The sequence below is a fragment of the Nocardia sp. NBC_01377 genome (assembly GCF_045040005.1).
Taxonomy (GTDB): domain Bacteria; phylum Actinomycetota; class Actinomycetes; order Mycobacteriales; family Mycobacteriaceae; genus Nocardia; species Nocardia noduli.
Genome location: NZ_CP109566.1, coordinates 551374 through 577064, shown reverse-complemented (window position 1 = coordinate 577064; position 25691 = coordinate 551374). Strand labels below are relative to the sequence as shown.

Annotated in this window: 24 protein-coding genes and 1 pseudogene; 11 read left to right on the top strand and 14 right to left on the bottom strand. The window is 67.4% G+C overall.

Annotated elements, in window-relative coordinates; all coding sequences use genetic code 11:
- Positions 1-91: 91 nt before the first annotated feature.
- Positions 92-490, bottom strand: coding sequence for a hypothetical protein (locus OG225_RS02580; RefSeq protein ID WP_405180239.1), 399 nt, complete (start codon positions 488-490; stop codon positions 92-94).
- Positions 491-575: 85 nt separating this feature from the next.
- Here OG225_RS02580 and OG225_RS02575 point away from each other — a divergent pair, with 85 nt between their 5' ends.
- A complete protein-coding gene (locus tag OG225_RS02575) occupies positions 576-1103 on the top strand; it encodes a hypothetical protein (protein WP_308165380.1) in 528 nt (175 codons plus the stop codon).
- Here OG225_RS02575 and OG225_RS02570 read toward each other — a convergent pair.
- The 3 genes from OG225_RS02570 to OG225_RS02560 are packed head-to-tail and all read right to left on the bottom strand — an operon-like array spanning position 1100 to position 4909.
- Complete coding sequence (locus OG225_RS02570; protein WP_405180238.1) at positions 1100-2881, bottom strand: SDR family oxidoreductase; 1782 nt, start codon at positions 2879-2881, stop codon at positions 1100-1102. The genes OG225_RS02575 and OG225_RS02570 overlap by 4 nt on opposite strands.
- A 31-nt stretch (positions 2882-2912) precedes the next feature.
- The gene (locus OG225_RS02565) at positions 2913-4016 is read right to left on the bottom strand and encodes a PDR/VanB family oxidoreductase (RefSeq protein ID WP_405180237.1); all 1104 of its coding nucleotides are present in this window, start codon (positions 4014-4016) and stop codon (positions 2913-2915) included.
- Positions 4013-4909 carry a metal-dependent hydrolase gene (locus tag OG225_RS02560; protein ID WP_405180236.1) on the bottom strand — a complete coding sequence of 299 codons (897 nt, stop codon included), beginning with the start codon at positions 4907-4909 and terminating at the stop codon, positions 4013-4015. Before OG225_RS02560 ends, OG225_RS02565 begins: the two co-directional genes overlap by 4 nt.
- A 288-nt stretch (positions 4910-5197) precedes the next feature.
- On the opposite strand from OG225_RS02560, the gene OG225_RS02555 reads away from it, so the two are divergent.
- Both OG225_RS02555 and OG225_RS02550 read left to right on the top strand, forming a co-directional pair.
- Complete coding sequence (locus OG225_RS02555) at positions 5198-6577, top strand: WS/DGAT/MGAT family O-acyltransferase (RefSeq protein ID WP_405180235.1); 1380 nt, start codon at positions 5198-5200, stop codon at positions 6575-6577.
- 125 nt (positions 6578-6702) lie between these two features.
- On the top strand, positions 6703-7443 hold the full coding sequence (locus tag OG225_RS02550) for a glucose 1-dehydrogenase (protein WP_405180234.1): 741 nt from the start codon (positions 6703-6705) through the stop codon (positions 7441-7443).
- On the opposite strand, the gene OG225_RS02545 is transcribed toward OG225_RS02550, so the two are convergent.
- Positions 7437-8453, bottom strand: a complete 1017-nt coding sequence (locus OG225_RS02545; protein ID WP_405180233.1) for a YdcF family protein — start codon at positions 8451-8453, stop codon at positions 7437-7439. The genes OG225_RS02550 and OG225_RS02545 overlap by 7 nt on opposite strands.
- Positions 8454-8630: 177 nt before the next feature.
- A complete protein-coding gene (locus OG225_RS02540; RefSeq protein ID WP_405180232.1) occupies positions 8631-10037 on the bottom strand; it encodes an FAD-binding protein in 1407 nt (468 codons plus the stop codon).
- Positions 10038-10130: 93 nt separating this feature from the next.
- On the opposite strand from OG225_RS02540, the gene OG225_RS02535 reads away from it, so the two are divergent.
- On the top strand, positions 10131-10658 hold the full coding sequence (locus OG225_RS02535; RefSeq protein ID WP_405180231.1) for an AAA family ATPase: 528 nt from the start codon (positions 10131-10133) through the stop codon (positions 10656-10658).
- Positions 10659-10806: 148 nt separating this feature from the next.
- Here OG225_RS02535 and OG225_RS02530 read toward each other — a convergent pair whose 3' ends face one another.
- The 4 genes and pseudogenes from OG225_RS02530 to OG225_RS02515 all read right to left on the bottom strand — a co-directional run.
- Positions 10807-11532, bottom strand: a complete 726-nt coding sequence (locus OG225_RS02530; RefSeq protein WP_405183171.1) for an energy-coupling factor ABC transporter ATP-binding protein — start codon at positions 11530-11532, stop codon at positions 10807-10809.
- Complete coding sequence (gene cbiQ, locus OG225_RS02525; RefSeq protein ID WP_405180230.1) at positions 11517-12278, bottom strand: cobalt ECF transporter T component CbiQ; 762 nt, start codon at positions 12276-12278, stop codon at positions 11517-11519. Before cbiQ ends, OG225_RS02530 begins: the two co-directional genes overlap by 16 nt.
- The gene (locus OG225_RS02520) at positions 12279-12647 is read right to left on the bottom strand and encodes a PDGLE domain-containing protein (RefSeq protein WP_405183170.1); all 369 of its coding nucleotides are present in this window, start codon (positions 12645-12647) and stop codon (positions 12279-12281) included.
- Positions 12648-12698: 51 nt separating this feature from the next.
- Positions 12699-13340 (bottom strand): annotated as a pseudogene (locus OG225_RS02515) (energy-coupling factor ABC transporter permease); the annotation flags it as partial.
- Positions 13341-13455: 115 nt separating this feature from the next.
- Here OG225_RS02515 and OG225_RS02510 point away from each other — a divergent pair.
- Complete coding sequence (locus OG225_RS02510; RefSeq protein WP_405180229.1) at positions 13456-13800, top strand: ArsR/SmtB family transcription factor; 345 nt, start codon at positions 13456-13458, stop codon at positions 13798-13800.
- A gap of 171 nt (positions 13801-13971) precedes the next feature.
- Here OG225_RS02510 and OG225_RS02505 read toward each other — a convergent pair whose 3' ends face one another.
- Together OG225_RS02505 and OG225_RS02500 are read right to left on the bottom strand one after the other, a co-directional pair.
- The gene (locus OG225_RS02505; RefSeq protein WP_405180228.1) at positions 13972-14610 is read right to left on the bottom strand and encodes a carboxymuconolactone decarboxylase family protein; all 639 of its coding nucleotides are present in this window, start codon (positions 14608-14610) and stop codon (positions 13972-13974) included.
- Entirely contained in the window at positions 14594-15187 is a 594-nt protein-coding gene (locus tag OG225_RS02500; protein WP_405180227.1) for a VOC family protein, read from the bottom strand. Before OG225_RS02500 ends, OG225_RS02505 begins: the two co-directional genes overlap by 17 nt.
- A 263-nt stretch (positions 15188-15450) precedes the next feature.
- On the opposite strand from OG225_RS02500, the gene OG225_RS02495 reads away from it, so the two are divergent.
- From OG225_RS02495 to OG225_RS02470, 6 genes are all read left to right on the top strand, one after another.
- Positions 15451-16299, top strand: coding sequence for an IS5 family transposase (locus OG225_RS02495; RefSeq protein ID WP_331758169.1), 849 nt, complete (start codon positions 15451-15453; stop codon positions 16297-16299).
- A 131-nt stretch (positions 16300-16430) separates the two neighbouring features.
- Positions 16431-17852 (top strand): NF041680 family putative transposase, encoded by a 1422-nt coding sequence (locus tag OG225_RS02490; protein WP_331758060.1) that lies wholly within the window; start codon positions 16431-16433, stop codon positions 17850-17852.
- A gap of 15 nt (positions 17853-17867) precedes the next feature.
- Positions 17868-18500, top strand: a complete 633-nt coding sequence (locus tag OG225_RS02485; RefSeq protein WP_216912481.1) for a TetR/AcrR family transcriptional regulator — start codon at positions 17868-17870, stop codon at positions 18498-18500.
- A gap of 66 nt (positions 18501-18566) precedes the next feature.
- Entirely contained in the window at positions 18567-19961 is a 1395-nt protein-coding gene (locus OG225_RS02480; protein ID WP_405180226.1) for a CaiB/BaiF CoA transferase family protein, read from the top strand.
- On the top strand, positions 19958-21142 hold the full coding sequence (locus OG225_RS02475) for an acyl-CoA dehydrogenase family protein (protein WP_405180225.1): 1185 nt from the start codon (positions 19958-19960) through the stop codon (positions 21140-21142). Before OG225_RS02480 ends, OG225_RS02475 begins: the two co-directional genes overlap by 4 nt.
- 80 nt (positions 21143-21222) lie before the next feature.
- The gene (locus OG225_RS02470) at positions 21223-22572 is read left to right on the top strand and encodes a phosphotransferase (protein ID WP_405180224.1); all 1350 of its coding nucleotides are present in this window, start codon (positions 21223-21225) and stop codon (positions 22570-22572) included.
- A gap of 118 nt (positions 22573-22690) precedes the next feature.
- On the opposite strand, the gene OG225_RS02465 is transcribed toward OG225_RS02470, so the two are convergent.
- The gene (locus OG225_RS02465) at positions 22691-22981 is read right to left on the bottom strand and encodes a hypothetical protein (protein WP_216912473.1); all 291 of its coding nucleotides are present in this window, start codon (positions 22979-22981) and stop codon (positions 22691-22693) included.
- An 84-nt stretch (positions 22982-23065) separates the two neighbouring features.
- Positions 23066-25285, bottom strand: a complete 2220-nt coding sequence (locus OG225_RS02460) for an MMPL family transporter (protein ID WP_405180223.1) — start codon at positions 25283-25285, stop codon at positions 23066-23068.
- Positions 25286-25691: the final 406 nt, after the last annotated feature.

Here is a 25691-nt window from a genome sequence, read left to right as displayed (position 1 = left end):
TGTCGCTGACAACAACCAGCATGGAACCTGAAGCGGACTCGAGGTCAAACGCTACGGGCGGATTTCGCTCGGCGCGAAATGTGGGGTCGGATCAGGATCCGCCACCGCAACTACTGCTACTGCCGCCACCGCAGCTACTACTGCTGCCGCCACCACACGAACTGCTGCTGCCGCCGCTACAGCTACTGCCGCTTCCCCCGCCGCAACTGCTCGCGCTGCCGCCGCCACCGCATCCGTGGTGGTGGCCGTCGTGATGCCCACCGTGGTGGCCGCCGGTCCAGTTGTCACCCGAGCCGCCCCAGAATGTTCCGGAGCCGGAATCGAATTCGGCACCCGAACCGCTCGCCGACCAGGGACCGTGCCCGGCTCCGAAACGCGCCGCGCCGTCGCGGAACTGCCCGGTCGCCTGGTTGATCATGTAGACGACGAAGGCGATGATGCCGCCGACCAGCAGCAGCGCGATCACCAGGATGACGAGAACCAGCACCATGCCGGAATGGTAACCGCGTTCGCTCTCGACGTCCGTGTGGCCGATCCCGCTGCGGCGCGCCCGCGCCGCCGTACAGTGAGTCGTGGTGCTTTTTCGAACCAGAGAGCGGCGCCGGATCGATCTGGGCGAGGTCGATCGGGCTGTGGCGGCACTCGAACTCCCCGAAGCGGTCTTCAAGACCTGCCCGTGGCAGCCTCGGGAGCTGGTCGAGACCGGATTGCGTCAATGGTTGCGCTGCTGCGGCGCGGCGATGCGCGACGGCCAGGTGGTCGGTATGCCGTCGCACGCGGTGGACGAGGCGTGGCACGGGCTGATCCTGTGCACGCAGCGGTACGGGGCCTTCTGCACGGCCGCCTACGGGCGGTTCCTGCACCATTTCCCCGACGGCGACGATTTCGTCGTCTCCGGCGCGACCTCGGGCGGGTCCAACGGCTCGATGACCGAACAGCTCGGCCGCACGGTGGTGGCCTGGTCGCTGGTCGCGAAACCGGGCGAGGACTGCGTGCTGTGGGATCTGGACCGCCGGGTCGGCGTCGATCACCCATGGGGAATCGACGCGCGACGGGTGGCCGCGATCGAGGCGGAACTCGGGCGGCCGGCCGCCGTCGACTAGGTGAGTTTCACCCGCGCGGCGACGAACCGGAAAGCGGCGGGCGCCAAGCGGCTGATCTGGAGTTGCAGCCGGGCCTCGGGGGTGATCGGGACGATGCTGCGGTCGCGTTCGACGGCGCGCACGATCTGTTCGGCGACCTTGTCCGGTGTGTAGCGCCGTCTGCGGTAGAGATCGTCGTAGCGGGCTTGTCTGCGCTTCTCCTCTTCGGCGCTGACGCCGGAGAACGTGGTGGTCGAGACGATATTGGTATGTACGACTCCGGGGCAGACGGTGTGCACCGATATCCCGCGCCCGGCCAGTTCCGTGCGCAGGCAGTCCGAGAACATGAATACCGCCGACTTGCTGGTCGAATACGCGCTGAAGCCCTGTTGCGGGCTGTAGGCGGCCATGCTGGACACATTGACGATATGTCCGCCGAGACCTCTGGCCGCCATCGCGGCGCCGAAGGCCCGGCAGCCGTTCACCACGCCGCCGAGGTTGATCCGCATGACCCGGTCGAATTCGGCGGACGGTGTGTCGAAGAATCCGCCCGCTTGGCCGATGCCCGCGTTGTTGATCAGGATGTCGGGCACGCCGTGCACCGTGCCGACCTCGCTCGCGTGCGACCGGACCTGTTCCTCGTCGGCGACGTCGAGCTGGTAGGCGTGCGCCGCCCCGCCGTCGGCGACGATCAGTTCCGCGGTTTCCTTCGCGGCGTCCAGGTTGATATCGGAGAGCACGATCTCGGCGCCGCGGCGGGCGAAGGCTCGCGCGGTCTCACGACCGATTCCGCTGCCCGCTCCGGTGATGACGACCAGTTGATCTTCGAAACGTCCTTTGTCGCTGTCGGTTTCGGCGCGGCGGAGACCCCTGGGCGTGACGCCGTCGCGGATCGCGTCGATCAGTTCGGTGGTCGCGGTCGCGAGCAGTTCCGGGTGGGAGAACGGCATCCAGTGTCCGGCGGGCACATCGCGACGCCACAGCCGTGACACCCACTTGTGCGCGTCGTCGTAGCCCGCGGGCCGGATCGCGACGTCACGACCGGCGACGATCAACTGGACCGGCACCTCGGTCCTGCGCTCACGCGGGGCGAGCATGCGCGGCAGGATGTTGGCCCGATAGATGAGCAGGCCCTCGATCGCGTCGCGCCGGAAGGTCGGACCGAGGGAGATGTTCGCGGCCGGGGTGTCGTTCATGATCGACACGATCCGCTGCCAGCGATTCTCCTGCGCGACCACGCGGAAGATCCGGTCGAGTCCCGGTGTCATGGAGAAGACGGTGTAACCCGAGGACAGCAGTTGGGTGAACGGCTGCCACAGGTTGCGCGGGGTCGGCCGAGAGAGCTTGGCACGCACCCACTTTCCGAGATGATCGAGGTTCGGACCGGATACCGAGGTGAACGAGGCGACCCGCGCGTCGGCGCCGGGTTCGCAGACGGCTTCCCATACCTGGATCGAGCCCCAGTCGTGGGCGAGGACGTGCACCGGTCGATCCGGGCTGACCGCGTCGGCGACGGCGAAGAAATCGGAGGCGAGCGCCTCGAGACGGTAGTCGGCGGCGCGGTCGGTACGGGTGGATCGCCCGTGTCCCCTGGAGTCGTAGGTGACCACGTGGAATCGCTCGGCCAGCAGCGGCACCACCGCGTCCCAGAGGTGGTGGGTATCGGGCCATCCGTGCACCAGGACGACGGTTTCCGCGGCCGGGTCACCGTACTCGTAGGCGGCGATCTCGAATCCGTCGTTGCGCACGACCCGTTCGGTGACCGCTCCGTCGATATCGGTTGTCGTCATTGCCGTCATCTCCTGATTTCCCTGGTGTGCACCGATGTCGTCACAGGTCGAGCACCAAACGCCCACCCTCGGCGCGCGACACGCAGACGAGCATGTCACCCGCGGCGTGCTCGGCCGCGGTGAGTACGGATTCGCGATGTTCCGGTTCACCCGCCAGTATGCGCACCGTGCAGGTGCGGCAGAAGCCCTGGCGGCACGAGTACGGCCGATCCGGGCGACGCTCCAGTATCGCGTCGAGCGCGGAGCGGTCTGCGGCGACTTCGAATACCTCACCGGTGGAGGCGATTTCGATCTCGAAGGGTTGCCCGTCGACGATCGGCGGCGGCGAGAACCGCTCGGAATGCAGTTCGACACGCCGGTCGCGCAGTGCGGCGGCGACGGCGGTGGTCATCGGGGTCGGCCCGCAGCAGTAGACGGCGGTCGTGGCGTCGACGCCGGGTAGTAGGGCCGCCGCGTCGGGTAGTCCGTGCTCGTCGTCGGTCCTGATGGTCACCCTTGTGCCGAATCCGGCGATTTCGTCCAGGAACGGAATGGTGTCGCGGCTGCGGCCGGTGTACACCATGGACCAGTCGAGGCCGAGTCGCCGAGCCAGGCGCGCCATCGGCAGGATCGGGGTGATGCCGATGCCACCGGCGACGAAATGCACTCGGGTGGAGGGTGATCCGTATCCGGGGACCGCGAAGGGGAAGGCGTTGCGCGGGCCGCGCACCACGAGGGGTGTGCCTGGGATCAAGTCGTCGTGGACTTCGACCGAACCGCCGCCGCCCTCGGGGATGCGGCGCACGGCGATCCGGTAGCCGTGCCGGTCGGCCGGGTCGCCGCACAGCGAGTACTGGCGGAGCCGTCCGGACGGCAGTTCCAGATCGAGGTGCGCGCCGGGTCGCCAGCGCGGCAGTTCCCCGCGATCGGGAGCTTCCAGCCGCAGGCTGACGACGTCCTGGTCGCGGGCCTCGATCCTCCGATCGGTCACCACGAGGGCCTGCCTGCGGTCGCGTTCGGGGGTTCCGACCTCACGGCGGTTGACGATCGTCGTCCATTTCAGCCGCGCCGTCGCGACGGCGTCGAGCACGCGGACCGCGCGGTCACGCTCGCGTCTGCCGAACAGATCGGTCGGCAGTTGTTCGGGGACGGGCCGCGGGCTCACGAGGCCCGCGCGGCGGGTGATGTCGCCAGGTAGGCGACGGCCTGGGCGGTCGAACCCACCGATTCCGGGTTGTAGCCGGGTTCGAAGGTCGACAGCGCGCTGCGCAGCAGTGAAGGCATGCCGGGCAACGCGCCCCGCCACATGGCGCCGAAGACGCGGGTGAGCAGGCGGGGGTAGCCGAGATCGGGTAGCGCGGGGTCCTGGTGGACCATGAATTTGGTACCGCGCACGACCAGGGTCAGGAAGACGGGGAAGACCAGACTCATGACCGCCGCGCGCCGCAGGTAGCCCGCGCCGAAATACACCGCGACGTCGTGCGCGACGTGCCGATGTTCGACCTCTTCCGCCCCGTGCCAGCGGAACAGATCGGCCACCTGTGGGTCGGCGTCGAATTTCTCCAGATCGGCATTGAGCACCCAGTCACCGAGGTAGGCGAAGAAATGCTCGAGGCAGGCGATGATCGCGAGCCGCTCCACGAGTTGCTGGTCCCCCACCGCGCCGTCGACGTCGCTCGAACCCAGGGTCTTGCGGAAGAGGTATTCGGCTTGACGCACATACGGCAGTGGATCGACGCCGTTGGCTGCGAACACCTCGCGCAGCACCCGGTCGTGCGTTTCGGCGTGCATGGATTCCTGGCCGATGAAACCGAGCATCGCCTCGCGGAGTTTGTCGTCCTTCACGTACGGCAGCGCCTCGGAATAGGCGGCGCAGAACATGCGCTCGCCTTCGGGCAACAGCAGGTTCAGCGCGTTGATCAGGTGCGAGGCGATCGGTTCGGACGGCATCCAGTGCAGCGGGGTATCCGACCAGTCGAACCGGACGTTGCGCGCGTGCAGGGCGACCTCACCGGGATCGGTCTCCGGCCGCTGCTCACCCCAGCGAAGTAGCTTCATCGGTACTCCTCGATCTCACCCATCCACGCGGCGACCGCACCGGCGGCCACGATCGCGACACTGCGTCTCGCCGCGTGACTGTATCAACGATCATACGCATATATAGAACCGTGAGTAACACACATGTTGTCGCGACGCGATATCGCAACTCATACGGATTGGGGTCGTTGCGAGAGGGTAATCACACAGCGAGAAATGGGGCCCGTCCACTGTGATCGGATCACGCAGCCGTTCGACCAAGAACTAGAACACGTTCTAGTAGGATTCCGCTATGAAACGTTAGCCGGATTGGATGCCAGCTTCCTCTACCTCGAGACCGAAACCCAGCACCTGCACATCTGCGCACTGCTGCTACTCGATCCGGCCACGGACGGCGCCGCGTACTCCTTCGACGCATTCCGCGAACACCTGGACCGAAGACTCCCCCTGATCCCGCAGATGCGCCGCCGCATGCGTGAGGTCCCGCTCAACCTGGACCATCCGGTGTGGGTGGAGGACCCCGAATTCGAACTCGACGATCATCTCCACCGGTGGCAGATCGCGGCTCCCGGCGGCAAGGACGAATTGGCCGACACGGTCGGCGAGATCGCGAGCACACCGTTGGATCGCGAACGTCCCCTGTGGGAGATGCACGTCATCGAAGGGCTCGAGAACTGCAGGATCGCGGTGCTCTGCAAATATCACCACGCCACCGTCGACGGCATCACCGGTGCCGACATGCTGATGCAACTGTGCGATACGGAACCGAACGCCGATCGGGCCGTGCCGACCGAGAAATGGGAGGCCGAACCGCAGCCCGCGACCTGGAAACTGCTGACCGACGCCGTCGTCCGCTTTCCCGGCCGGGCGGGAGTCGTCGGCATGGTGCCGAAAACCCTCGGCATGCTCGCCGGTTTCGCTCGGCGGCGGCACAACAACGAGCAGGGCATGGCCCTGCCGTTGACCGCGCCCCGCACACCCTTCAACAAGGCCATCGGCCCGGACCGCGCCGTGGCGTTCGTCGAATCGGATCTCGATGCCGTCAAACGGATCAAGAAGGCGTTCGGGGTGACGGTCAACGATGTCGTGATGACGGTGATCGGCGGCATCCTGCGCACCTACCTGGACAAGCACGACGAGTTGCCCGATCGCTCACTCATCGCCTCGGTCCCGGTGTCGGTCCACGACAAGTCCCGGCATTCCGAGGGCATCAACAAGGTGTCCTCGCTGTTCGCCGAACTCGGCACCGAAATCGACGATCACGCCGAACGGCTGCGCGCGGTGTCGGCGGCGAATCGGCACGCCAAGAGCGAACACGAGACGATCGGCGCGGATTTCCTCCAGGACTGGTCGGAATACGCGCCGCCCAACACCTTCCAACTGGCGGCACGGATGTATTCCGCGCTGCGACTGGCCGAATTCCATCCGGTCGTGCACAACCTGGTCGTCTCGAATGTGCCGGGACCGCCTATGCCCCTGTACTTCCTCGGACTGAAGGTGGAGGGCATGTATCCGTTCGGCCCGGTCTTCCACGGCGCGGGGCTCACCGTCACCGTGCTGTCCAACAACGGGAATCTCGATTTCGGTTTCATCGGATGCCGGGAACTGGTGCCCGATATCGGCGCGCTCGCCGACGCGGTACCCGACGTGATCGACGAATTGCTCGTCGCGGCAGCCGAATCGTCGTAGGCGCACGCCGTCCTGTCCGCCACCGCCGTCCTACGCCCGGCGAATGGCACGGATGCCCCTCTGTACGCGGCATATCTGTAACGTGTTCCAGAAGTGCGTACGAGACAGACCGACGGAGGTTCGCAATGGGGCGATTGACCGGCAAAGTGGCATTGATCAGCGGTGCGGCCCGCGGCATGGGCGCGGCGCACGCCGAGGCGATGATCGGTCACGACGCCCGCGTGGTGCTGGGCGATATCCTCGATGACGAGGGCGCCGCGCTGGCCGAGAAACTCGGCGACAACGCCGCCTACGTCCACCTCGATGTGCGTGACAAACAGCAGTGGCTCGATGCCGTCGCCGAAACCACCCGCCGTTTCGGCGCGCCGAATGTGCTGGTGAACAACGCGGGCATCGTCAACGGCAATCTGCTGGTCGATTTCGAACTCGCCGAGTGGCAGCGCATCCTCGATATCAACCTGACCGGCACGTTTCTCGGTATGCAGGCGGTGGCGCCGGGCATGATCGAGGCGCGCGGCGGTTCGATCGTCAACATCTCCTCGATCGAAGGCATGCGCGGCAGCCCAGGACTGCACGGCTACACGGCTACCAAATTCGCGGTGCGCGGACTCACGAAATCCGCGGCACTCGAATTGGCCCAGTACGGGATTCGCGTCAACTCGGTGCATCCCGGATTCATCAGCACCCCCATGACCGAGGGGATTCCGCCGGACTTCCTCCAGATCCCCTTGGCTCGGGCGGCCGATCCGTCCGAGGTGTCGGCCCTGGTCACCTTCCTGGCATCCGACGAATCCTCGTATTCCACGGGTTCGGAATTCGTCATCGACGGCGGTCTCACCGTCGGCGTGCCGCACAAGAGTCAGTGAGCCGACACCCAGGGAACTCCGACCGTCAGGACCACGAGGGGCGGTAGCGCCAGCAGGGCCAGGCACGCGGTCGTATTCATCCACTTGTATTCGACGATCAGCCCGACGAATTCGCGTAGGACGGCGCTGGGCAGGTAGTAGTACGCGGTGCGCGCGCCGACCACTTCCGCGTCCAGTTCGAGCCTGCGGGCCAGGATCGCGGTGCGCAGGATGTGGAAATTGCTGGTGACCAACACCATTCGCGTGCTCCCACCTCGAAGGTCCAGCAACTCCTTGGTGAACAGCAGGTTCTCGTTGGTATTGGTCGACCGGTCCTCGTGCACGACCACCTCCGCGGGCAGACCGTTGTCGACCAGGTATGTCGACATGGCGAGGGCCTCGGAAACCGCTTCGTCCGGCCCCTTCCCACCGCTGGTCACCACGACAGGGCTTCTGCCCGAATCGAATTCGGCGCGGAAGACAGCGAGCGCGCGATCCAGCCGCGACGCGAGCAGCGGCGGAACCCGGCCGCCGTCCAGACCCGCGCCGTGCACGACGATGGCGTCCATCCCCGGCTGGTAGCCGAGCCGTCCATAGAGGAAGGCGTAGGCCAGGAAGGCGATCAGCGACAGGCCGAAATAGCCGATCACCAGGGTGACCGACGCAGCACCGACCGCGATCCAAATACTCTCGGCGACAACGGCTGTCACGAAGAGAACATAGGGAACCAAGAGCACGAGCCCCGCACCGAGCGACAACACATTCGGGAGACGCAACCCCTCGCGGGCCACCATCTGCACGCCGTTCCCGACCAGCAGCCCCGCCAGCGTCAACACCGCCACCGGCGAAAGAACGATCACCACCACCGCCAGCAACCGCAGCATTCCGTCACCCGCCGCGGTGACCAGCGACACCCCCGCGAAGAGGGCACCGAGTAGCAGGAACACGCCATTGCCGAGCCGACGCCGATCGGTATGGAACCGCGCCGCGAACACACCGAACATGACCAGGCCGATGGCGAGCAATATCACCTCGCCACGGTACGCGGGGTGTGACCGCGGCCCCAGGGAGAGGTGGGGTTCGGCAACGGACGGGTTCATCGCGTGACGTGCCCCGGCCTGAGCGGACATTCACCGTCCCCGACGACAGGTTCCCGCGAGTTCCCGCCGGGATTGTCCACGCAGGCCGCACCTACCCCGTTCAGCCCCTCAGGCGAACACCACCGACCGATCCTCCACCAACCGCAACCGCCGCGAGAGATCCGAGGCGAATACCCGCTCCGGGTCGACCGCGTCACGCACCGCGCGCCATTCGTCCAATCGCGGGTACATGGCTTTGATCGTCTCCGGGTCCGTGCGGGAATCCTTGGCGAAATACAGCCTGCCGCCGGCGTCGAGCACCCGCTGATCCAATTCGGAGCAGAACCGCCCGAGCCCCGGTTTCATCGGGAAATCCAGGCTGAGCATGAAACCCGGATGCGGCCACGACAGGGGCGCGGGATTGCCCGGACCCATCCGCTTGAAGACATTGAGGAAGGATCGGTGCCCGGAATGGGCGATGGCGCGCACCGCGTCGGCGAGTTGGGCCTGCGCATCGAACGGCATCGAGAACTGGTATTGCAGGAAGCCCCGGCGGCCGTACGCGCGGTTCCACTCCCCCAGCAGATCGAGGGGGTGATAGAACTGCGTCAGGTTCTGGATCCGGCCGCGCGCCTTCGCCGGATAGATCCGGTGCGCGGCCTCGGCTGCGAGCCGGATGGTGACATTGTTGACCATGCCGTTCGGGAAGATGTCGGGCACGGTGAACAGTTGTGGCGCATCGAATTTCAGCGGATCGCGGCGCAGTTCGACGGGCAATTGGTCGAGAGTCGCCAGTGAGCCACGGGTGAATCCGGCGCGACCGAGATGCGGGCCGGTGCTGATGGTGTCCGGGACCGACATGCTGTAGTCGTAGCCGTCGTCGGAACCGCCGGTCAGCAATTCCATGGTCTCGTCGAGATTCGAGGTGCGATCGTTGTCGGCGATGAAGTACGCGGTTTCGGTATGTTTCATGCGGACTCGCGCGCGCACCACGATGCCGGTGAGACCCATTCCGCCCACCGTCGCCCAGAACAACGCGCGATCCGCGCCGTCCGGCGTGAGGGTGCGCACAGAGCCGTCGGCGGTCAGCAATTCCATCGACACCACGTGATTGCCGAAACTGCCGTGCGAATGATGGTTCTTGCCGTGGATATCGGAAGCGATGGCTCCACCGACGGTAACCTGGCGCGTGCCCGGCAGTACCGGTACCCACAGACCACTCGGCAGAACCGCGCGCATCAGGGCGTCGAGACTGACTCCCGCGTCGACGTCGACGATTCCGCTGTCGGCATCCACCGAGTGGATGCGATCGAGCGCGGTCATATCGATGACGAGACCGCCGCCGTTCTGGGCGGGGTCACCGTAGCTGCGTCCGAGCCCGCGTGCGATCACACCCCGGGCGCCCGCCCGCCGTACCGCGTCGGCGATGGTCTGGAGATCCTCGGTGCGCAGCACGTCCGCGACGCTCGGCGCGGTGCGACTCCAGCCGCTGAGCGAGCGGCGCTCGATCACTGATCCCCCTGTGTCGGAACTCATCCCGACACCGTACCCACGTTGCGCGGCCGCGCGCTCCGACCGCCTCCGAAAAATGGGTAGCCCGTCGCGCCCCGGGCGCGAGAGGATCGGTGGATGTCCGCAGCCGTCTATCTGATCACCGGCATACAGGCCGCAGGGAAATCGACCGTCGCGCAGGCGCTGGCGGAGCGGCTGCCGCGGTCGGCGCATGTGCGGGGGGATGTCTTTCGGCGTTTCGTGGTCGGTGGACGGGCGGAGATGTCGGGGGAACCGAGCGCCGAAGCTGTCGAGCAGTTGCGGTTGCGGCACCGGTTGGCGGCGCGTACTGCGGACGGCTACGCCGATGCCGGGTTCACGGCGGTCGTGCAGGATGTCCTGCTCGGTGAGTTCCTGCCGTTCACCATCGGATTGATCCGTACGCGGCCGCTCTACGTCGTCGTGCTCGCGCCGCGAGCCCCCGCCGTCGCGGCGCGTGAAGCCGCGCGGGACAAATCCGCCTACGGGACCTTCACCGTCGAAGCGCTGGACAGCGCGTTGCGGGAGGGGACGCCGCGGCTGGGTCTGTGGCTGGATACGACCGATCTGTCCGTCGCGGAAACCGTCGATCGAATCCTCGAGCAGGCGCGGCCATGGTCTTCCTGATCGGGGCGATGACATAGCGCAGCGCGCCGGGCCCGTCGGGTCGCGATCAACTCGAGCGATGCGCGGCCGACAACTCCTCGTCACCGAGAATCTTGCCAACGGGCGCGTCGGCCACGACGTGAACCGCATCCAGAACGACCGCCCGATCTCAACTCAGCCGATGTGCGGCCAACAACTCCTCGTCGCCGAGGATCTTGTCGATGGGTCCGTCGGCGACGATGCGGCCGGCGTCGAGAACGACCGCGCGATCGCAGACGCGCTGCGCGTACGGCAGGTCGTGGGTGACCAGGACCAGGGTGGTCGGGAGGGCGAGCAGGATGTCGGCGAGTTCGCGGCGGGCCACCGGGTCCAAGTTGGCCGCCGGTTCGTCGAGGACGAGTACTTCGGGGCGGCATGCCAGGACGGTGGCGAGTGCGGCACGGCGGCGTTCGCCGAGCGAGAGCCGGGCCGGTGAACGGTCGGCACGGTCCGACATCCCGACCGCGTCGAGCGCGAAACGCACACTCTCGGAGAGATTTTCGCCGCGCAGGCCGAAGTTGGCGGGACCGAAGGCGACGTCCTGTTCGACGGTGGGCATGAACAGTTGATCGTCGGGATCCTGGAAGACGACTCCGACACGCTGCCTGATGACCCGCACGGTCGACCGATCGAGGCGGACCGCGCCGATGTGCACCTCGCCCGATGCCGCGGTGAGCACGCCGTTGAGATGCAGCATCAGCGTGGATTTGCCCGCACCGTTGGGTCCGAGCACCGCGACGCGTTCTCCCGCACCGATATCGAGATCGACCCCGTGCAATGCGCCGGTGCCGTCGGGGTAGGCGTAGGTCAGGCCGATCAGGCGCACGGCCGCGGGCTCGGTCACCGCAGCACCCATGCGCAGGCGCAGACACAGATCGCGGCGACGGCGGGCGTGATGCCGAGCGACCACTGTCTCCCGGTAGCGGGTTCGGTGCCGAATTCGGTGATGACGCCGATGAATCCGCGCGACAGCATCGCCAGATGGACGCGCTCGCCGCGTTCGTAGGAGCGCAGGAACAGGCTTCCGACACCGCGTGCGGTCGCGCCTATCTGGCGGATCGTGCGCGGGTCGTCACCGCGCGAGATCCTGGCCAGGCGCATGCGGGCGGCCTCGTCGGCGATCACGTCCACGTATCGCAGCATGAGCACCGCGATCGTGACGACCATGGCGGGCACGTGCAGTCGGCTGAGCCCGCCCGGCAGTTCCCTGATATTCGTGGTGGCCGCCAAGGTCAGTGATATCGCCACTCCGACAGTGCCTTTCGCGATGATTCCCCAGGCGGCGTAGAGACCGGTGGTCGACAGCGACATTCCGAGGAAGGTGGTTCTCGGCTCCCCCGCCGCGAACGGAAGCAGTACCGCGAGCACGACGAACGGCAGTTCGATCAGCAGCCGCGGGGCGATCCAGCGGAGCGAAATTCCCGCCGACCACCACAGCGCGAACAATCCGGCCGCGTACACCGCGAACGGCCAGAACAGCTCGCGCGGTGTGGCGACCACGGCGAAGACCGCGACGACGGCGCACACGATCTTCACTTCGGCCGGAACGCGGTGCACCGGCGAGCTGCCGGGCAGGTACAGCCGGTGGCTGACGGTGCTCACCTAGGTCGACTCCGGTTCGGGCAGATTCGATCCGGGCGAGACGCTCGTGGCCCGTCGACTGTTCGTGCCCACCCTGATGACGCGCACCACAGCGAACAGCGCGGCGAAGGCCGCGGCCACACCGAGCACGCCCGCGATGCCGGTGAGCCGGTCGTCACCGTCGATGGTGTAGTCGGCCAGCGGCGAATGCGCCAGCGCGTGATCCCGGGTGTTCTGCGCGATGCATTCGCCGCGCAACTCCTCGGCTCCGTCGACGTCGACCACCGTGCACCCGCGTTGCGTGGTCGCGTCCAAACCGTCGGGGTGCGAACTCGCCGCGTAGGACAACACTCCCGCCACGAGCAGGGCGACCGCGGCGAAACCGAACAGGAATCCGTTCGTCGACAGCGCGACGCGACGCGGGGATCGCCGCGCGCGCTCGGTGGCGCGGAGCAGGTAGACGAGGTCGGGGCGGGCGTTGACGACGGCGACCACCGTGATCGCCGTGATGATCCCCTCCCCGATGCCGATCAGCGCGTGGGTGGCGAACATGTACCAGGCGACGGTGCCGACGGTGGATCCCGCCGCGCCGCCGATCGCGTATTCGACCACGAAACCCATGGCGGCACAGATCGTTCCGAGGAACGCCGCGACGAACGCGACCACGCCGACGCCGCCGCGTTTGGCCAGGACCGGCAGCAGTCGGCGGGCGACGAAGTAGCCCACGGTCACGCCGATGAGGGCCATATTCGTGATGTTCGTCCCCAGCGCCGTCAGACCGCCGTCGGCGAACAGCAGTGCCTGCACGATCAGCACGATCGCCACGCACAACGCCCCGACGTAGGGCCCGACCAGGATCGCGGCGAGCGCGCCGCCGAGCAGGTGACCGCTCACGCCGGGCAGGATCGGGAAGTTCACCATCTGCACCGCGAAGATGAACGCGGCGACCAGACCCGCCATCGGCGCCGCGCGTTCGTCCAGTTCGGCGCGCGCCCGCCACACCGCGTAGCCGAGCCCCGCGAGCGCGACGAGCGCGAAGATCAGCGAGGTCGGTGCGTCGACGATGCCGTCGCTCATATGCATCGCCAGGGTGGTGTCGTTCACCCCCACAGACGATACTCGCAATATATGTTCAAGTGAACCGATATGTGAACATTGCGTCGACCGGTCATCGAGGAGAGAACGGCAGATCAGGACCGTGGCACCGAGCCCCCAGCTGGACCCCGAGGACGCCCGCACGGAAGTGCCGGGCCTGGACGCGGCCGGTATCGAGCACTGGGCGCGGCGCTTCGAACTGCTCTCCGACGCGAACCGGCTCCGGCTGCTGGTCTGCCTGCACCACACCCCGGACCAGAGCGTCACCGACCTCGCCGCCGCGGTGGGCATGTCGGCGACCGCGGCTTCGCACGCGCTGCGTCTGCTGCGCTATCAGGGCTGGGTCACCGCGTCGAAGACCGGACGGATCGTGCGCTACCGCCTCGCCGACGAGACGATCCACCAGCTCCTGCACTGGATCGGCGCCACCCACGCCGCCGAACACTGAACCGTCCGCCGGGCGGTGGACAGCGCAGCGCGCGAAGGTGATTCACGCACCGCTGTTAACCCCGGCGACGACGCCCGCGATCAATTATCTGACGGCCCCGAACCATCCACCACCCCCTCCGGTTCGGGGCCGTCTCACGACGCGACCCGGCGGCCCCGCGTCGGTGGGCGCTCAATTCCCTGACAGATCCTCCGAAAGATCGCGTGCCGACACACCTTCGGGCAATCGGACTTCCTCGACCGGTTCGGGCCGGTCGTCGTATTCCAGGCGCAGGGCCCGGCAGATGGTGGCGTGCATGTCGTAGAGGGTGGTGATGTAGGTGAGTTCGAGGATCTCCCGGTCGGTCAGATGGGCTTTCAGTACGTCGAAGACCGCGTCGGCGACCCGACCGCCGTCGTAGACGAGGGCGTCGGTGTAGGCGAGCACGGCCCGTTCGAGCGGGGAGAAGCAATCGGCGACCTGCCAGTGCGGAATCGCCGCGATGGTCTCCTCCGGCACACCGAGCGATCGCATCTGCTTGCAGTGCTGGGAGAAGACGAACTGGCTGCCGCGGGCGTAACCGGCCCGGCACTGTCCTAGCTCGCGCAACGTGGAATCGAGTGTGGCGTCGCGATATACGGAGAAGCCGCGCACGGCGTGGCGGAAGACCTCCGGCGACTGCGCGAAGACCGTCCACCAGTCGCCGGGCGTGGCGTGGACGGTGCCGTGGTCGACGGCGGGATCCCTGTCGGGGCCGAAAAGCCGGTCGTAGAAGTACCGGATCCGCTCGTCGGTGACTTCGGCGCGGGGCACTTCACGCAGTCGGGGCATGGCGCTGTTCCTTTTCGGTGTGGGACGGGTTGCGGTCGGCGGCGGTCCTCGGCGCGTGCGAGACATCATCGTCCGTGAAGGTTCGCGTCCAACAGGCGAATTCGAGCAGGATCCCGTCGGGATCGCGGAAGTAGAACGACCGGACGAAGGTCCCGGGATGGACCTCGCGCGACACCCCGTACCGGCTGTCGTCGTGGTTGAGCACGCGGCTGACCTCGATCCCCTCGGCGCGCATCCGCCGGTGGTATTCGTCGAAACGTTCGGGCGGCACGGTGAAGGCCACGTGATTCATCGACCCCACCGCGCTCACGAGTTCGCCCGCGTCGGGCAGCCCCCTCGGTGCCGAGATTCCCGGGACGGCGTCGGGGGCGTCGGCGAGCCAGAAGAAGGCCAGGGCGTTGCCGTTGCCGCAGTCGAAGAAGAAATGCTGTCCGAGATCCCCCGGCAGTTCGATGGTCTTGATCAGCGGCATACCCAATGTGCCGGTGTAGAACTCGATCGTGCGGCGCATGTCGGAGCACACGAGGGCGAGGTGGTCGATGCCCTGTAGTTCGTATCTCGGATCGGTCGAATTCACGGGAGTCCTTCCGGTGAGCGCCGCTGCCGCATGCCACCGATTCGACGGCGCGATCGCGGGAACGGTCGACGGCAGACGACTCGACAGTGGATGACTTGACAGTCATGTCAACTTGGTGGAAAGTCTGAGAGCGCGTCTGAGATCTCGGTCACCGGCTGGCGTGTGACGCCGGATATGTAGAGGGACTCCCGGTACGACTGAGGTTTCCACACCAAGACGTCACACCGAGAGTCCCTGTGCCAGTGTCGCTTACCTGCTTGTGCTTGTCGTGCCCAGCCCACGGCGAGTCGCCGAAGTGCCCGTTCTATCCGTCTTCGTCGCTGACCGACCCGCAGTGGGCGATCCTGGAGCCGCTGCTTCCGCCACCAGGCAACACCGCCGGTAAGGGCGGCCGACACGAAAAGTGGTCGCGGCGGCTGGTGTGCGACGCGATCTTCTACCTGTCGCGCGGCGGGATCGCGTGGGCGCAGCTGCCGCACGATTTCCCACCTGCGAAAACCGTGTACGACATCTACCGGCGATGGACGAAAGCCGGTGCATGGCAACGTATCCACGATGCACTGCGTGATCGTGCCCGAGTCGCCGCCGGTCGGGCGCCGCAGCCGACCGCGGCGGTGATCGACTCGCAGACCGTGCGCGGCGCCGACACCGTCGCAGCGGGTACGGCCGGATACGACGCGGGCAAGAAGATCAAAGGCCGCAAACGCCACATCGCCACCGATACCAGCGGGCTACTGCTGGCCGTCGTGGTCACCGCCGCCTCGATCCAGGACCGCGACGCCGCGCACCGGCTGCTGGCCGCTGTCGCGGCCCGCTTCGCCACCATCACGCACGTATTCGCCGACGGCGGCTACGCCGGGCGACTGGTCATCTGGACGAAATCTGTTCTCGCCCAAACTATTCAGATCGTCAAACGCAGCGACACCGCCACCGGGTTCGAAGTCCTGCCACGCCGCTGGGTAGTCGAACGCACATTCGGCTGGCTCGTCAAACACCGCCGATGCGTCCGCGACTACGAAACCCGCCCCGACCACCACGAAGCCATGGTCTACATCGCTGCCATCCACACCCTCACCCGACGACTGGCTCACGCCAGCACACCAGCCACATGAGATCCCAGACGCCCTCTAAGCTTGAGATTTAACCTCTGAGCTGGGGTAGGTCGCCCCGGTTGATCATGGGTGAAGCCCTTGGTTGATGATTCATCTTGCTACAGAACGAATCTCATGAACCAAGGGCTTCGATGAACAGTGTGCACGATCCTGGTCGCGAGGGTGCGGCCGGGGAGTTGTCGGCGTTTCGGCAGGAGTTGTACCGGTGTGCGAGCGCGCGAGCGGATGCGTTGTTCGAGCTGTGTGAGGCGGTGTTGTGCGCGGACGGGCCGGTGACCACGCTGGTCGGGTTGTCTCTGGTGGCCGAGCATCGCCGTGGTCATGGCGGTATGTACGACGCGCTGGCGGCGGGCCGGCTCGATGTCACCAGGCTGCGGCGGGCGGTGACCGGATTGCCGGTCCCGTGTGAGCGCGGCGGCCGGATCAGGCTGGCGGTGGATGTGTCACCGTGGCTGCGGCCCGACGCTATGACCAGTGCCGACCGTTGTTTCTGTCATACCTATGGGCGCGGCAAGGGCAACGCGCAGCTGATCCCGGGCTGGCCGTACTCGTTCGTCGCCGCGCTCGAGTCCGGGGCGTCGAGCTGGTGCGCGCTGCTGGACGCGCAGCGTATCGGCCGTGACGAGGACCTCACCGCGGTGACCGCCGCCCAGGTCCGCGACGTGGTTGCCCGGCTGCGCGCGGCCGGGCATCATCGGCCCGGGGATCGCGACATCGTGATCGTGTTCGACGCCGGCTACGATATCTGCCGCTTGGCGTGGCTGTTGGCGGATCTGCCGGTTGAGCTGGTAGGTAGGGTGCGGTCGGATCGGGTGTTCTGCTTCCCCGCCGCCGCGCGGGCCCGCACGGGCCGCCCGCCGCGCCACGGCCCGGTGTTCACCCTCGCCGACCCGGCGACCCATCCCGAGCCCGCGGTCACGACCAGCACCGACACCCTTCGCTACGGCACCGCCCGCACCACTGCCTGGCACCGGTTGCATCCCCGGCTCACCCACCGCGGCCCCTGGGCCGACCTCGACGGTCCGCCACCGATCATCGAGGGCGCCCTGATCCGGTTGACCGTGGATCGGCTACCCGGCGACCGAAACCCGAAACCGGTGTGGCTGTGGACATCCCGTGCCGAAAGCGCCGCAGCGGACGTGGACCGCTACTGGCAGGCGTTCCTGCGCCGCTTCGACATCGAGCACACCTTCCGGTTCCTGAAACAAACCCTCGGCTGGACCCGGCCCCGGGTCCGTACCGCCGCCCAGGGCGACCGCTGGACCTGGCTGATCCTCACCGCCCACACCCAGCTGCGGCTCGCACGCGGCCTCACCACCGACCTGCGCCGCCCCTGGGAGAAACCCGTCACCGACCCGCACCGGCTCACCCCCGCCCGCGTCCGTCGCGGGTTTCGCCACCTCCGCCGGAAAACCCCCAATCCGGCCAGCGCGCCGAAACCCTCACGCCCCGGCCCCGGCCGCCCGAAAGGCAGCAAGAACCGGCACATCGCGCCACATCCAGAGGTCGGCAAAACCCGTGTGGCCCCGGCTACGCCGGGGCCACAACCTTAAATCTCAAGCTGAGCCGTGGCGAAGTCGGCTGTCAATAGCGCACCGGCCCCGGTGGACACGCTGACCCCACGCGGCCGCAAGACGCGCGACGCCGTGCTCGACGCGGCCCGGCGGGTCTTCGAAACCGTCGGCTTCCTCGACGCCAGGGTGGAGCAGATCGCCCAGGAGGCGGGCGTGTCCTACGGAACCTTCTACCGGTACTTCGAATCGAAGGACGACGTCTTCGGTGAGCTGAGCACGCGGTTGTTCGAGGATATGCATCGCCGCGAGCAGACAGCGGCCGACCTTTCCCCCGCCGAGAAGCTGATCGCGTCGAATCGCGCCTACTACCGGGCCTATCGACGCAACGCGCCGATGATGGCGATCATCGAACAGGTCGCCACGATCAACGACGAGTTCCGCCTGCTGCGTCAGCGCCATCGCCACCTGCTCATCGATCGCACGGCGCGCGCGATCGCCCGCTGGCAGTCCGACGGACTGGTGCGCGCCGATCTCGATCCGGAACTGGCCGCCCGCGCGATGGCCGCGATGGTCGATCACACCCTCTACCTGTGGCTGATCCAGGGCGAGGACGCGGACGAGCAGGCGGTCCTGGACACCCTCGATCGCATGTGCGTCGGCGCGCTCGGCCTCGATCGGCGGCCCTGATCCGATGCGTCGTCGGGTGTCGCTCGACAGAAATCCCACTATACCGCCGGTGCGAGGAGACAGCCCATGACGATCGATCCGGACGAACACACCCCACCCGGCCCGCTCGACGGTTACCGCGTGCTCGAACTCGGGACATTGATCGCGGGTCCGTACTGCGGCAGGCTCCTCGGTGACATGGGCGCGGATGTCGTCAAGATCGAAGCGCCCGACCGCCCCGATCCCCTGCGGGAATGGGGTCAGGCCGCCGGCGGGCACCAATACTTCTGGGCCGTGCACGCCCGCAACAAGCGCTGCGTCGGCGTGGACCTGCGCACCGAGGCGGGCCGCGAGATCTTTCTCGAACTCGTGCGCACCGCCGATGTGGTGGTGGAGAGTTTCCGACCCGGAACCCTGGAACGCTGGGGGCTCGGATACGACGTCCTCGCCGCGATCTCACCCCGGCTGGTACTGGCCCGGGTGTCGGGCTACGGGCAGACCGGACCGTATTCCGCGCGCCCAGGGTACGCCTCGGTCGCCGAGGGGATCAGCGGATTGCGCCACCTCAACGGATTTCCCGGGCAGGCGCCACCGCGGATCGCGCTGTCGCTCGGCGACAGCCTCGCCGGACTCTTCGCATGCCAAGGCGTTCTCGCGGCACTGCTCGCGCGTGAACGCACCGGACGCGGACAGATCGTCGACGCCGCCCTCACCGAGGCGGCACTCGCCGTTCAGGAGTCGACCGTCCCCGATTACCACAAGACCGGGCATGTCAGGCAGCCGTCGGGCACGCGCCTCGACGGGATCGCGCCGTCGAATCTGTATCGCGCCGCGGACGGGCTGTGGGTGATCATCGCGGCCAACCAGGACACGGTCTTCGGACGGCTCGCCACCGCGATGGGCACACCGGAACTGGCGTCGGACCCCAAGTACGTCAACCACACCGCGCGCGGCGAACACCAGGACGAACTCGACGAGATCATCGCGGCGTGGGCGGGGAAATTCACCGCCGCCGACCTGATCGAGCTGTTGACCGAATTCGGTGTCGTCGCGGGCCCGGTCAACACCGTCGCCGAGGTGCTGGTCGATCCGCAGTTCACCGCGCGCGAACTGTTCGTCGAACACCGCGACCCGTCGGTCGGACCCGGCGAGGCCGGATTCGATCCGGAACCGGCGAGAGGTGTGGGTGTGGTGCCCAAACTCAGCGACACACCCGGCGGCGTCCGGTGGGGTGGCCCGAGCAGGCCGGGCACCCACACCGACGAAGTTCTCGGCGAACTGCTCGGCTACGACGGCGCACGGCTGGCCGCACTGCGCGCGGCGGCACGATCGCGTGAATTCGACCGCGGCGGGTCCGCCCGACAGTCCGGATACCGGACGATCGGTCCAACCGCGACCGATGTCGCGACGGGCACCGCCCACGTCGGCGACGACTCGACCGCCGCACGACCTCTCCCCCCGCGCGAAGGAGCGTTGACATGAGTGACAACCACCCCGAGGGCAGGTCGGCCGAATTGGCGGCGGCGATGCGCGCGTTCATCGACGACGAGGTCATCCCCGTCGAATCCACGCTCGCCGTCGAAGGCGGCGCCGCGCGCAACACACTGGCCGGACTGCGAACGCGGGCAAAGGAACTCGGCCTCTGGGCGCTCGGTCATCCGGCGGAGCTGGGCGGCGGGGGTCTGCCGTTCCTCGACTTCGTCTATCTCAACGAGATCATCGGCCGTTCCGAATTCGGTCAGCTGGCCGTCGGTTCGGTGTCCATGCAGGACACGCTCATGCTGCACCGGCACGGGACCGCCGAGCAGCGCGCCCGCTGGATCGCGCCGCTGGTGTCGGGAGAGATCCTGCCGTCGGTCGGACTGACCGAACCCGAGGTCGCGGGCTCCGATCCCACCCTGATCGAAGCCCGCGCCGAACTCGACGGCGATCACTGGATCGTCAACGGACACAAGTGGTTCACCACCGGCGCGGCGCAGGCCGCGTTCTGCACGGTCTTCGCCCGCACCGAACCCGAGTCCGCGCCGAGGCACGCGCGCATCAGCGCGATCATCGTCCCGACCGACACACCCGGATTCGAGATCGTGCGTTCGATTCCGACGATGGGCCACGACCCCAGCGACCACTACGAGATCCGGCTGACCGATGTCCGCGTGCCCGCCGCGGCACTGCTCGGCGCGCGCGGTCAGGGGTTCGCGGTGGCGCAGGATCGCCTCGGACCGGGCCGGATCTTCCACGGCATGCGCTGGCTCGGCCAGGCCCAGCGCGCCTACGAGCTCATGTGCGCCCGCGCGAACACGCGTTTCGCCCACGGGTCACTGCTCGCAGACAAGGGCGAGATCCACCGCTATATCGCCGAATCCGCCGCCCAGATCCATGCCGCGCGGCTGATGACCCTCGATGCCGCGCGGGCGATGGACGCAGGCGAGGACTATCGCGTACGCGTCGGACTGGTGAAATTCTGGAGCGCCAGAATGCTGCACGACGTCATCGACCGGGCCATCCAGGTGCACGGCGCGCTCGGCCTGACCGCGGACACGCCACTGGAGCGCATGTACCGGCAGGCGCGCTACGCGCGGGTCTACGACGGACCCGACGAGGTGCACCGCATGTCGACCGCGCGCCGGTTGCTGCGCGACCCGGGGGCCGCGCCGTGGCTGTGACACCGTCTCGTGACGATGGCCGTGCCGAATTCGGGCTGCGCGTCGAACCAGTCGGTGTCGTCAAGGACCAGGAACCGGCCGTGACCACCCTGATCGACGGTGTCCGCGCGGTGCTCGGCGAAGCCGTCGGCACCGAGATCGTCACCGCCGAGATCCGCCGGTTCACCGGAGGCGCGAGCCGCGAGGTGTACGCGATCCACGCCACCGACCGGGACGGCGCGCCGGTCACGGCCGTACTGCGCCGTGACCCGCCGGGCCACGGCGATCCCGCCCGCATGCGCGCCGAGGTCGCGTGTTTGCGGGCCGCCGCAGGGGCGGGTGTCCCCGTACCCCGGGTCCTCGGCTCCGGGGATACCGCACCCGGGATCGACGCACCGTACCTGCTGATGAACACCGTCGGCGGCGAGTCGATACCCCGTAAGCTGCAACGGAATCCGGAATTCGAGGCCCTACGCGCGAATATCGCCGAAGAACTCGGCTACGTGCTCGGACGGATCCATCGCACGCCGCTCGACACACTCACCGCACTCGACGACGGCGATCAACTCGACAGCATCGAGCAGATCTATCTCGCCTTCGCCGAACCCCGCCCCGCCGTGGAGGCGGGTCTGCGCTGGCTCCGGGAGCACCGCCCGCCCCCGCGCCCGATCTGTCTGGTGCACGGAGATTTCCGGCTCGGCAATCTGCTGATCGATCCCACCGGTATCCGGGGCGTGCTGGATTGGGAACTCGCGCACCTCGGCAATCCGATCGAGGATCTCGGGTGGCTGTGCGTCCGGGCGTGGCGCTTCGGCGCGTCCGCACCGGTCGGCGGGCTCGGCAGTCGGGAACAGCTGCTCGACGGCTACCACCGCGCCACCGGTGACCGTCCCTCGGCGGACGAGCTGCACTGGTGGGAGGTGTTCGGCACGCTGAAATGGCTGGTACTGAGCCGATTCCAGGCCGAACGTCATTTCGGCGGAGTCGAACGCTCACTCGAACTCGCCGCGATCGGACGGCGGGTGTGCGAATCCGAATTCGACCTGATCGACGCGCTCGAACTCCTCGATACCGCCGTGCCCGAACCGGTGCCGGAACCGCCGAGCGCCACCGTGCACGACCGCCCGAGCGTCACCGAGATCCTCGAACTCGTCGCCGCGACGCTCGCCGAGGATATCGGCCCGGCATTGTCCGAAGACACAGCGCGGCAACGTTATCTGCTGCGTATCTGCGTGTCGCTGCTGAGGATCGGCGGGCGAGAGTTGACCGAGACCGGCGTGGCGTCCCAGGTGCGCGAACTGCTCGGCCGGGTGGACTGCGCATCGGAGGCGGTGCTCGCGGAGAGGATCCGCTCGGGGGCGCTGTCGTACGAGGAGAAAGGCGTGCGGGCGGCGGTGACGGGGGCGGTACTGGCGCGGTTGCGCGCGTCGAATCCGGGATACGTTGTCTGAGTGTAGGTTCCGCGCCTGAAATCCGAATCCGCCTGCGGGCCCGCGCTTGTCGTCCGTGCGGCGGCTCCGCACGAGCCGCCCCGGGGCGGGTGTCAGCGCCTGCGCTGGACCGACTCCGTCAGAGGCGGACCAGTTCGCTGGCGAGCAACCGGTCGCCGTCGATGTACTGCGCCAACTGCGCTGCCGTCAGCTTCGCGGCCAGCTTGTCGTGCTCGCGGACGATGTCAGCGGCGTCCTCGGCATTGATTTCGGCGAAGCTCGGATCGTTGTAGTACTCGATATAGGTGTAGAGCCCGCGCGCGCCGCCGTCGTAGGTGTACACGACCGCGAAGCCGCCGAGGGTCGGATCGAGGGTGTAGTCGGTGCCGTCGAGTTCGACGACGGTCCGGAGGGTGCTGGTGAGGTTCATGGATCTCCGTGCGCCGCTGATCATCGAGGTCTGTTCAATTCGATCCCGGGACAGAATTGAATGTCAATGTCAGCTACGCAACACTCAGCCCGCGTGCACCGCGACGGCGTCCTCCGGCAGTTCGGCTGGACGATCGTATTTCTCCAGCTGACGCCCTTCGATGTCGACGTCGGGCAGGATCCGGTCGATCCAGTTCGGCAGATACCAGGCGTGCCTGCCGAGCAGGGTCATGAGCGCGGGCACGATGATCATCCTGATCAGGAACGCGTCGAACACCATACCGATGGCCAACGCGAAACCCATGGTCCTGGCGATGGTGTCGGGCAGCAGAACGAACGCGGCGAAGACCGAGACCATCACGAAGGCCGCCGAGGTGACCACCCGCGCACCGTGCCGGAAACCGACGACGACCGCTTCCCGTGCCGCGGCGTCGGTCCTCGGGCCGTGCGCGTATTCCTCGCGCATGCGGGTGACGAGGAAGACCTGATAGTCCATGGCGAGCCCGAACAGGATCGCGATCAGGTAGATGGGAACGAAACTGATCACCGGCTCCGGGTCGGCGACCAGGCCGAACCAGCCCTTCTGGAAGACCGCGACGGTCGCGCCGAAGGTCGCGGCGATGGACAGCAGGAACCCGAGTGTCGCGATCAGGGGTACCGGCAGCGAGCGGAACACCAGCATCAGGACCAGGAACGCCAAGCCGACGACCAGCGCGAGATAGGGAATCAGCGCCCCGTAGAGGGCGACCGCGAGATCCGACATCATCGCCGTCTGCCCGGCGACCCCGAAACCGATGCCGTCGCGGTCGAGGAAGGAGCGCTCCAGACCGCGGATATCGCTGACCAGGTCGCGTGTCTGCGTCGTGCCCGGTCCGGAATCCGGGATGACCACGATCAACGCGCCGGTACGGTCGGCGTTGAGCTGCGGCGGCGCGACGGTCGCGACGGCGGGCAGATTCCCGATCGCGGCGGCCAGGTCGCGGTAGACGGCTTCGGGCCGGGAGGTCCCGCTCCCGTCGACGGCCACGACGAGCCGACCGACGACGCCGTCGCCGAAACCCCTTCCGAGCAACTCGATGGCCGGTTTCTGATCCGCTGTCGCCACGTCCATTCCGAGTTCGAGGTCGGCGGCGGGCAGCGCGAACACCCCGAGCACCGCGGTGGTCGCCACCAGCGCGAGCACCGGCCGCGCCGCGATCCGGCGCACCCATCGCGCACCGTGGGAATCCGCGGTATCGGGTTCGTCTCCCCGTCGCAGGCCCGGCACGCGCAGCGCGAACGCGCGCCGCCCGAGCAGGCCCAGGAGCGCGGGCAACATGGTGAGCGCGGCCACGACGGCCACCACCACCGACAGCGCGGCGGTGTAGCCGAGCATCGACATCAGCGGATTGTCGACCACGCGCAATCCGACGAGGGCGATCACGACGGTCATGCCCGCGAACACGACCGAGGATCCGGCGGTGCCGACCGCGCGGCCCGCGGCATGACCGAGATCGTCGGTCGCGTTCATCTCGTGGCGGTAGCGCGACACGATGAACAGCGAATAGTCGATGGAGACCGCGATACCGATCATCGACGCCAGCAGGATCGAGGACGAGTCCATCTCGAAGAACGCGGTCGCGCCGGTGAGTAGCGAGACCGAGATTCCCACGCCGAACAGGGCGGTGACGATCGGCAGCGACGCCGCGACCAGCGAGGCGAACGCGATGATCATGACGATCATCGCGATCCCGAATCCGACCGATTCCGCGGCGGCGCTGTCGACGCGCTCAGCACTGAACACACTGCCGGTCGCCTCCGCCCGCAGACCGTTCGCGCTCGACCGGGCGAGCACCTCCTCGAACGCGGCGATCTCACCCTCATCGATGAGATCGAATGTCGTGGTCCAGGTCAGTTCGACATAGGCGAGGGTGCGGTCCCGACTCACCCGATGCGCGCCGACCGGCTCCCCCAGCGGATCGACCACCGCCTGCGGGGCCGCGAGATTCTCGAGGCCCCGCAGCCCGCGCACCAGTTCGTCGACGCGCGCCCGATTCTCCGGCCTGTCGAGTGTGGTGCCCTCGGGCGCCTGGAAGACAACCTGGGCGGCGGCGAGATCGCGACTGCCCCGCAGCTGCGGGAACTTGTCGTCCATGATCTGCTGTGCGCGTTCGCTTCCCGAGCCGGGGACGGAGAAATCCGCGACGAAGGGTTCGGCCGCCAGGGTGGTCGCGGCAGCGCCGCCGAGCAGCACGCACCACGCGACGAGGACTGTCAGGCGATGCCGGAAAGCGAAGCAGCCCAGTCGATACAACATCGTCGCCATCGGCCTCGGACCTTCTGCTCGGCTCCGGGTCCCGAAGGTCTCGCAGGCGCGGATACTTCACTGCCGCGCGACGCGCACCGCGCGCCTCACCTTCGACCACCCCGAGCGGTCGGCGCGCGCTCGATCGCGTGCGCCTTCGTTCGACAGAGTCTCGTTCAGTTTCTGACTCATGTCAATGAAATGGGTCGGCTCGACTGACCTACAGCGGCTGATAAACGCCACTGAAGTGAGTATATAGCCAGGTTTACAGCTCCAGAAAAGCGGGAAGCGAGGCGATCAGTTCAGTCTGAACTGACTATAGTCATTACCAATCGCAGTCTCGCCATGGCCACGGAAGGACACCGAGCATGACCACCCCCAGACGACCTTGCCGGAGGATCTCACCGACCCGGACCCGTTCTTCCGT

What these genes read in the sequence shown, in the direction of transcription:
- OG225_RS02560 (WP_405180236.1), bottom strand. Translation starts at nt 4,909, where the DNA reads ATGAAGCTACTTCGCTGGGGTGAGCAGCGGCCGGAGACCGATCCCGGT.
- OG225_RS02460 (WP_405180223.1), bottom strand. Translation starts at nt 25,285, where the DNA reads ATGGCGACGATGTTGTATCGACTGGGCTGCTTCGCTTTCCGGCATCGC.
- OG225_RS02465 (WP_216912473.1), bottom strand. Translation starts at nt 22,981, where the DNA reads ATGAACCTCACCAGCACCCTCCGGACCGTCGTCGAACTCGACGGCACC.
- OG225_RS02580 (WP_405180239.1), bottom strand. Translation starts at nt 490, where the DNA reads ATGGTGCTGGTTCTCGTCATCCTGGTGATCGCGCTGCTGCTGGTCGGC.
- OG225_RS02535 (WP_405180231.1), top strand. Translation starts at nt 10,131, where the DNA reads ATGTCCGCAGCCGTCTATCTGATCACCGGCATACAGGCCGCAGGGAAA.
- OG225_RS02490 (WP_331758060.1), top strand. Translation starts at nt 16,431, where the DNA reads ATGAACAGTGTGCACGATCCTGGTCGCGAGGGTGCGGCCGGGGAGTTG.
- OG225_RS02505 (WP_405180228.1), bottom strand. Translation starts at nt 14,610, where the DNA reads ATGCCCCGACTGCGTGAAGTGCCCCGCGCCGAAGTCACCGACGAGCGG.
- OG225_RS02480 (WP_405180226.1), top strand. Translation starts at nt 18,567, where the DNA reads ATGACGATCGATCCGGACGAACACACCCCACCCGGCCCGCTCGACGGT.
- OG225_RS02530 (WP_405183171.1), bottom strand. Translation starts at nt 11,532, where the DNA reads ATGGGTGCTGCGGTGACCGAGCCCGCGGCCGTGCGCCTGATCGGCCTG.
- OG225_RS02475 (WP_405180225.1), top strand. Translation starts at nt 19,958, where the DNA reads ATGAGTGACAACCACCCCGAGGGCAGGTCGGCCGAATTGGCGGCGGCG.
- OG225_RS02570 (WP_405180238.1), bottom strand. Translation starts at nt 2,881, where the DNA reads ATGACGGCAATGACGACAACCGATATCGACGGAGCGGTCACCGAACGG.
- OG225_RS02550 (WP_405180234.1), top strand. Translation starts at nt 6,703, where the DNA reads ATGGGGCGATTGACCGGCAAAGTGGCATTGATCAGCGGTGCGGCCCGC.
- OG225_RS02540 (WP_405180232.1), bottom strand. Translation starts at nt 10,037, where the DNA reads ATGAGTTCCGACACAGGGGGATCAGTGATCGAGCGCCGCTCGCTCAGC.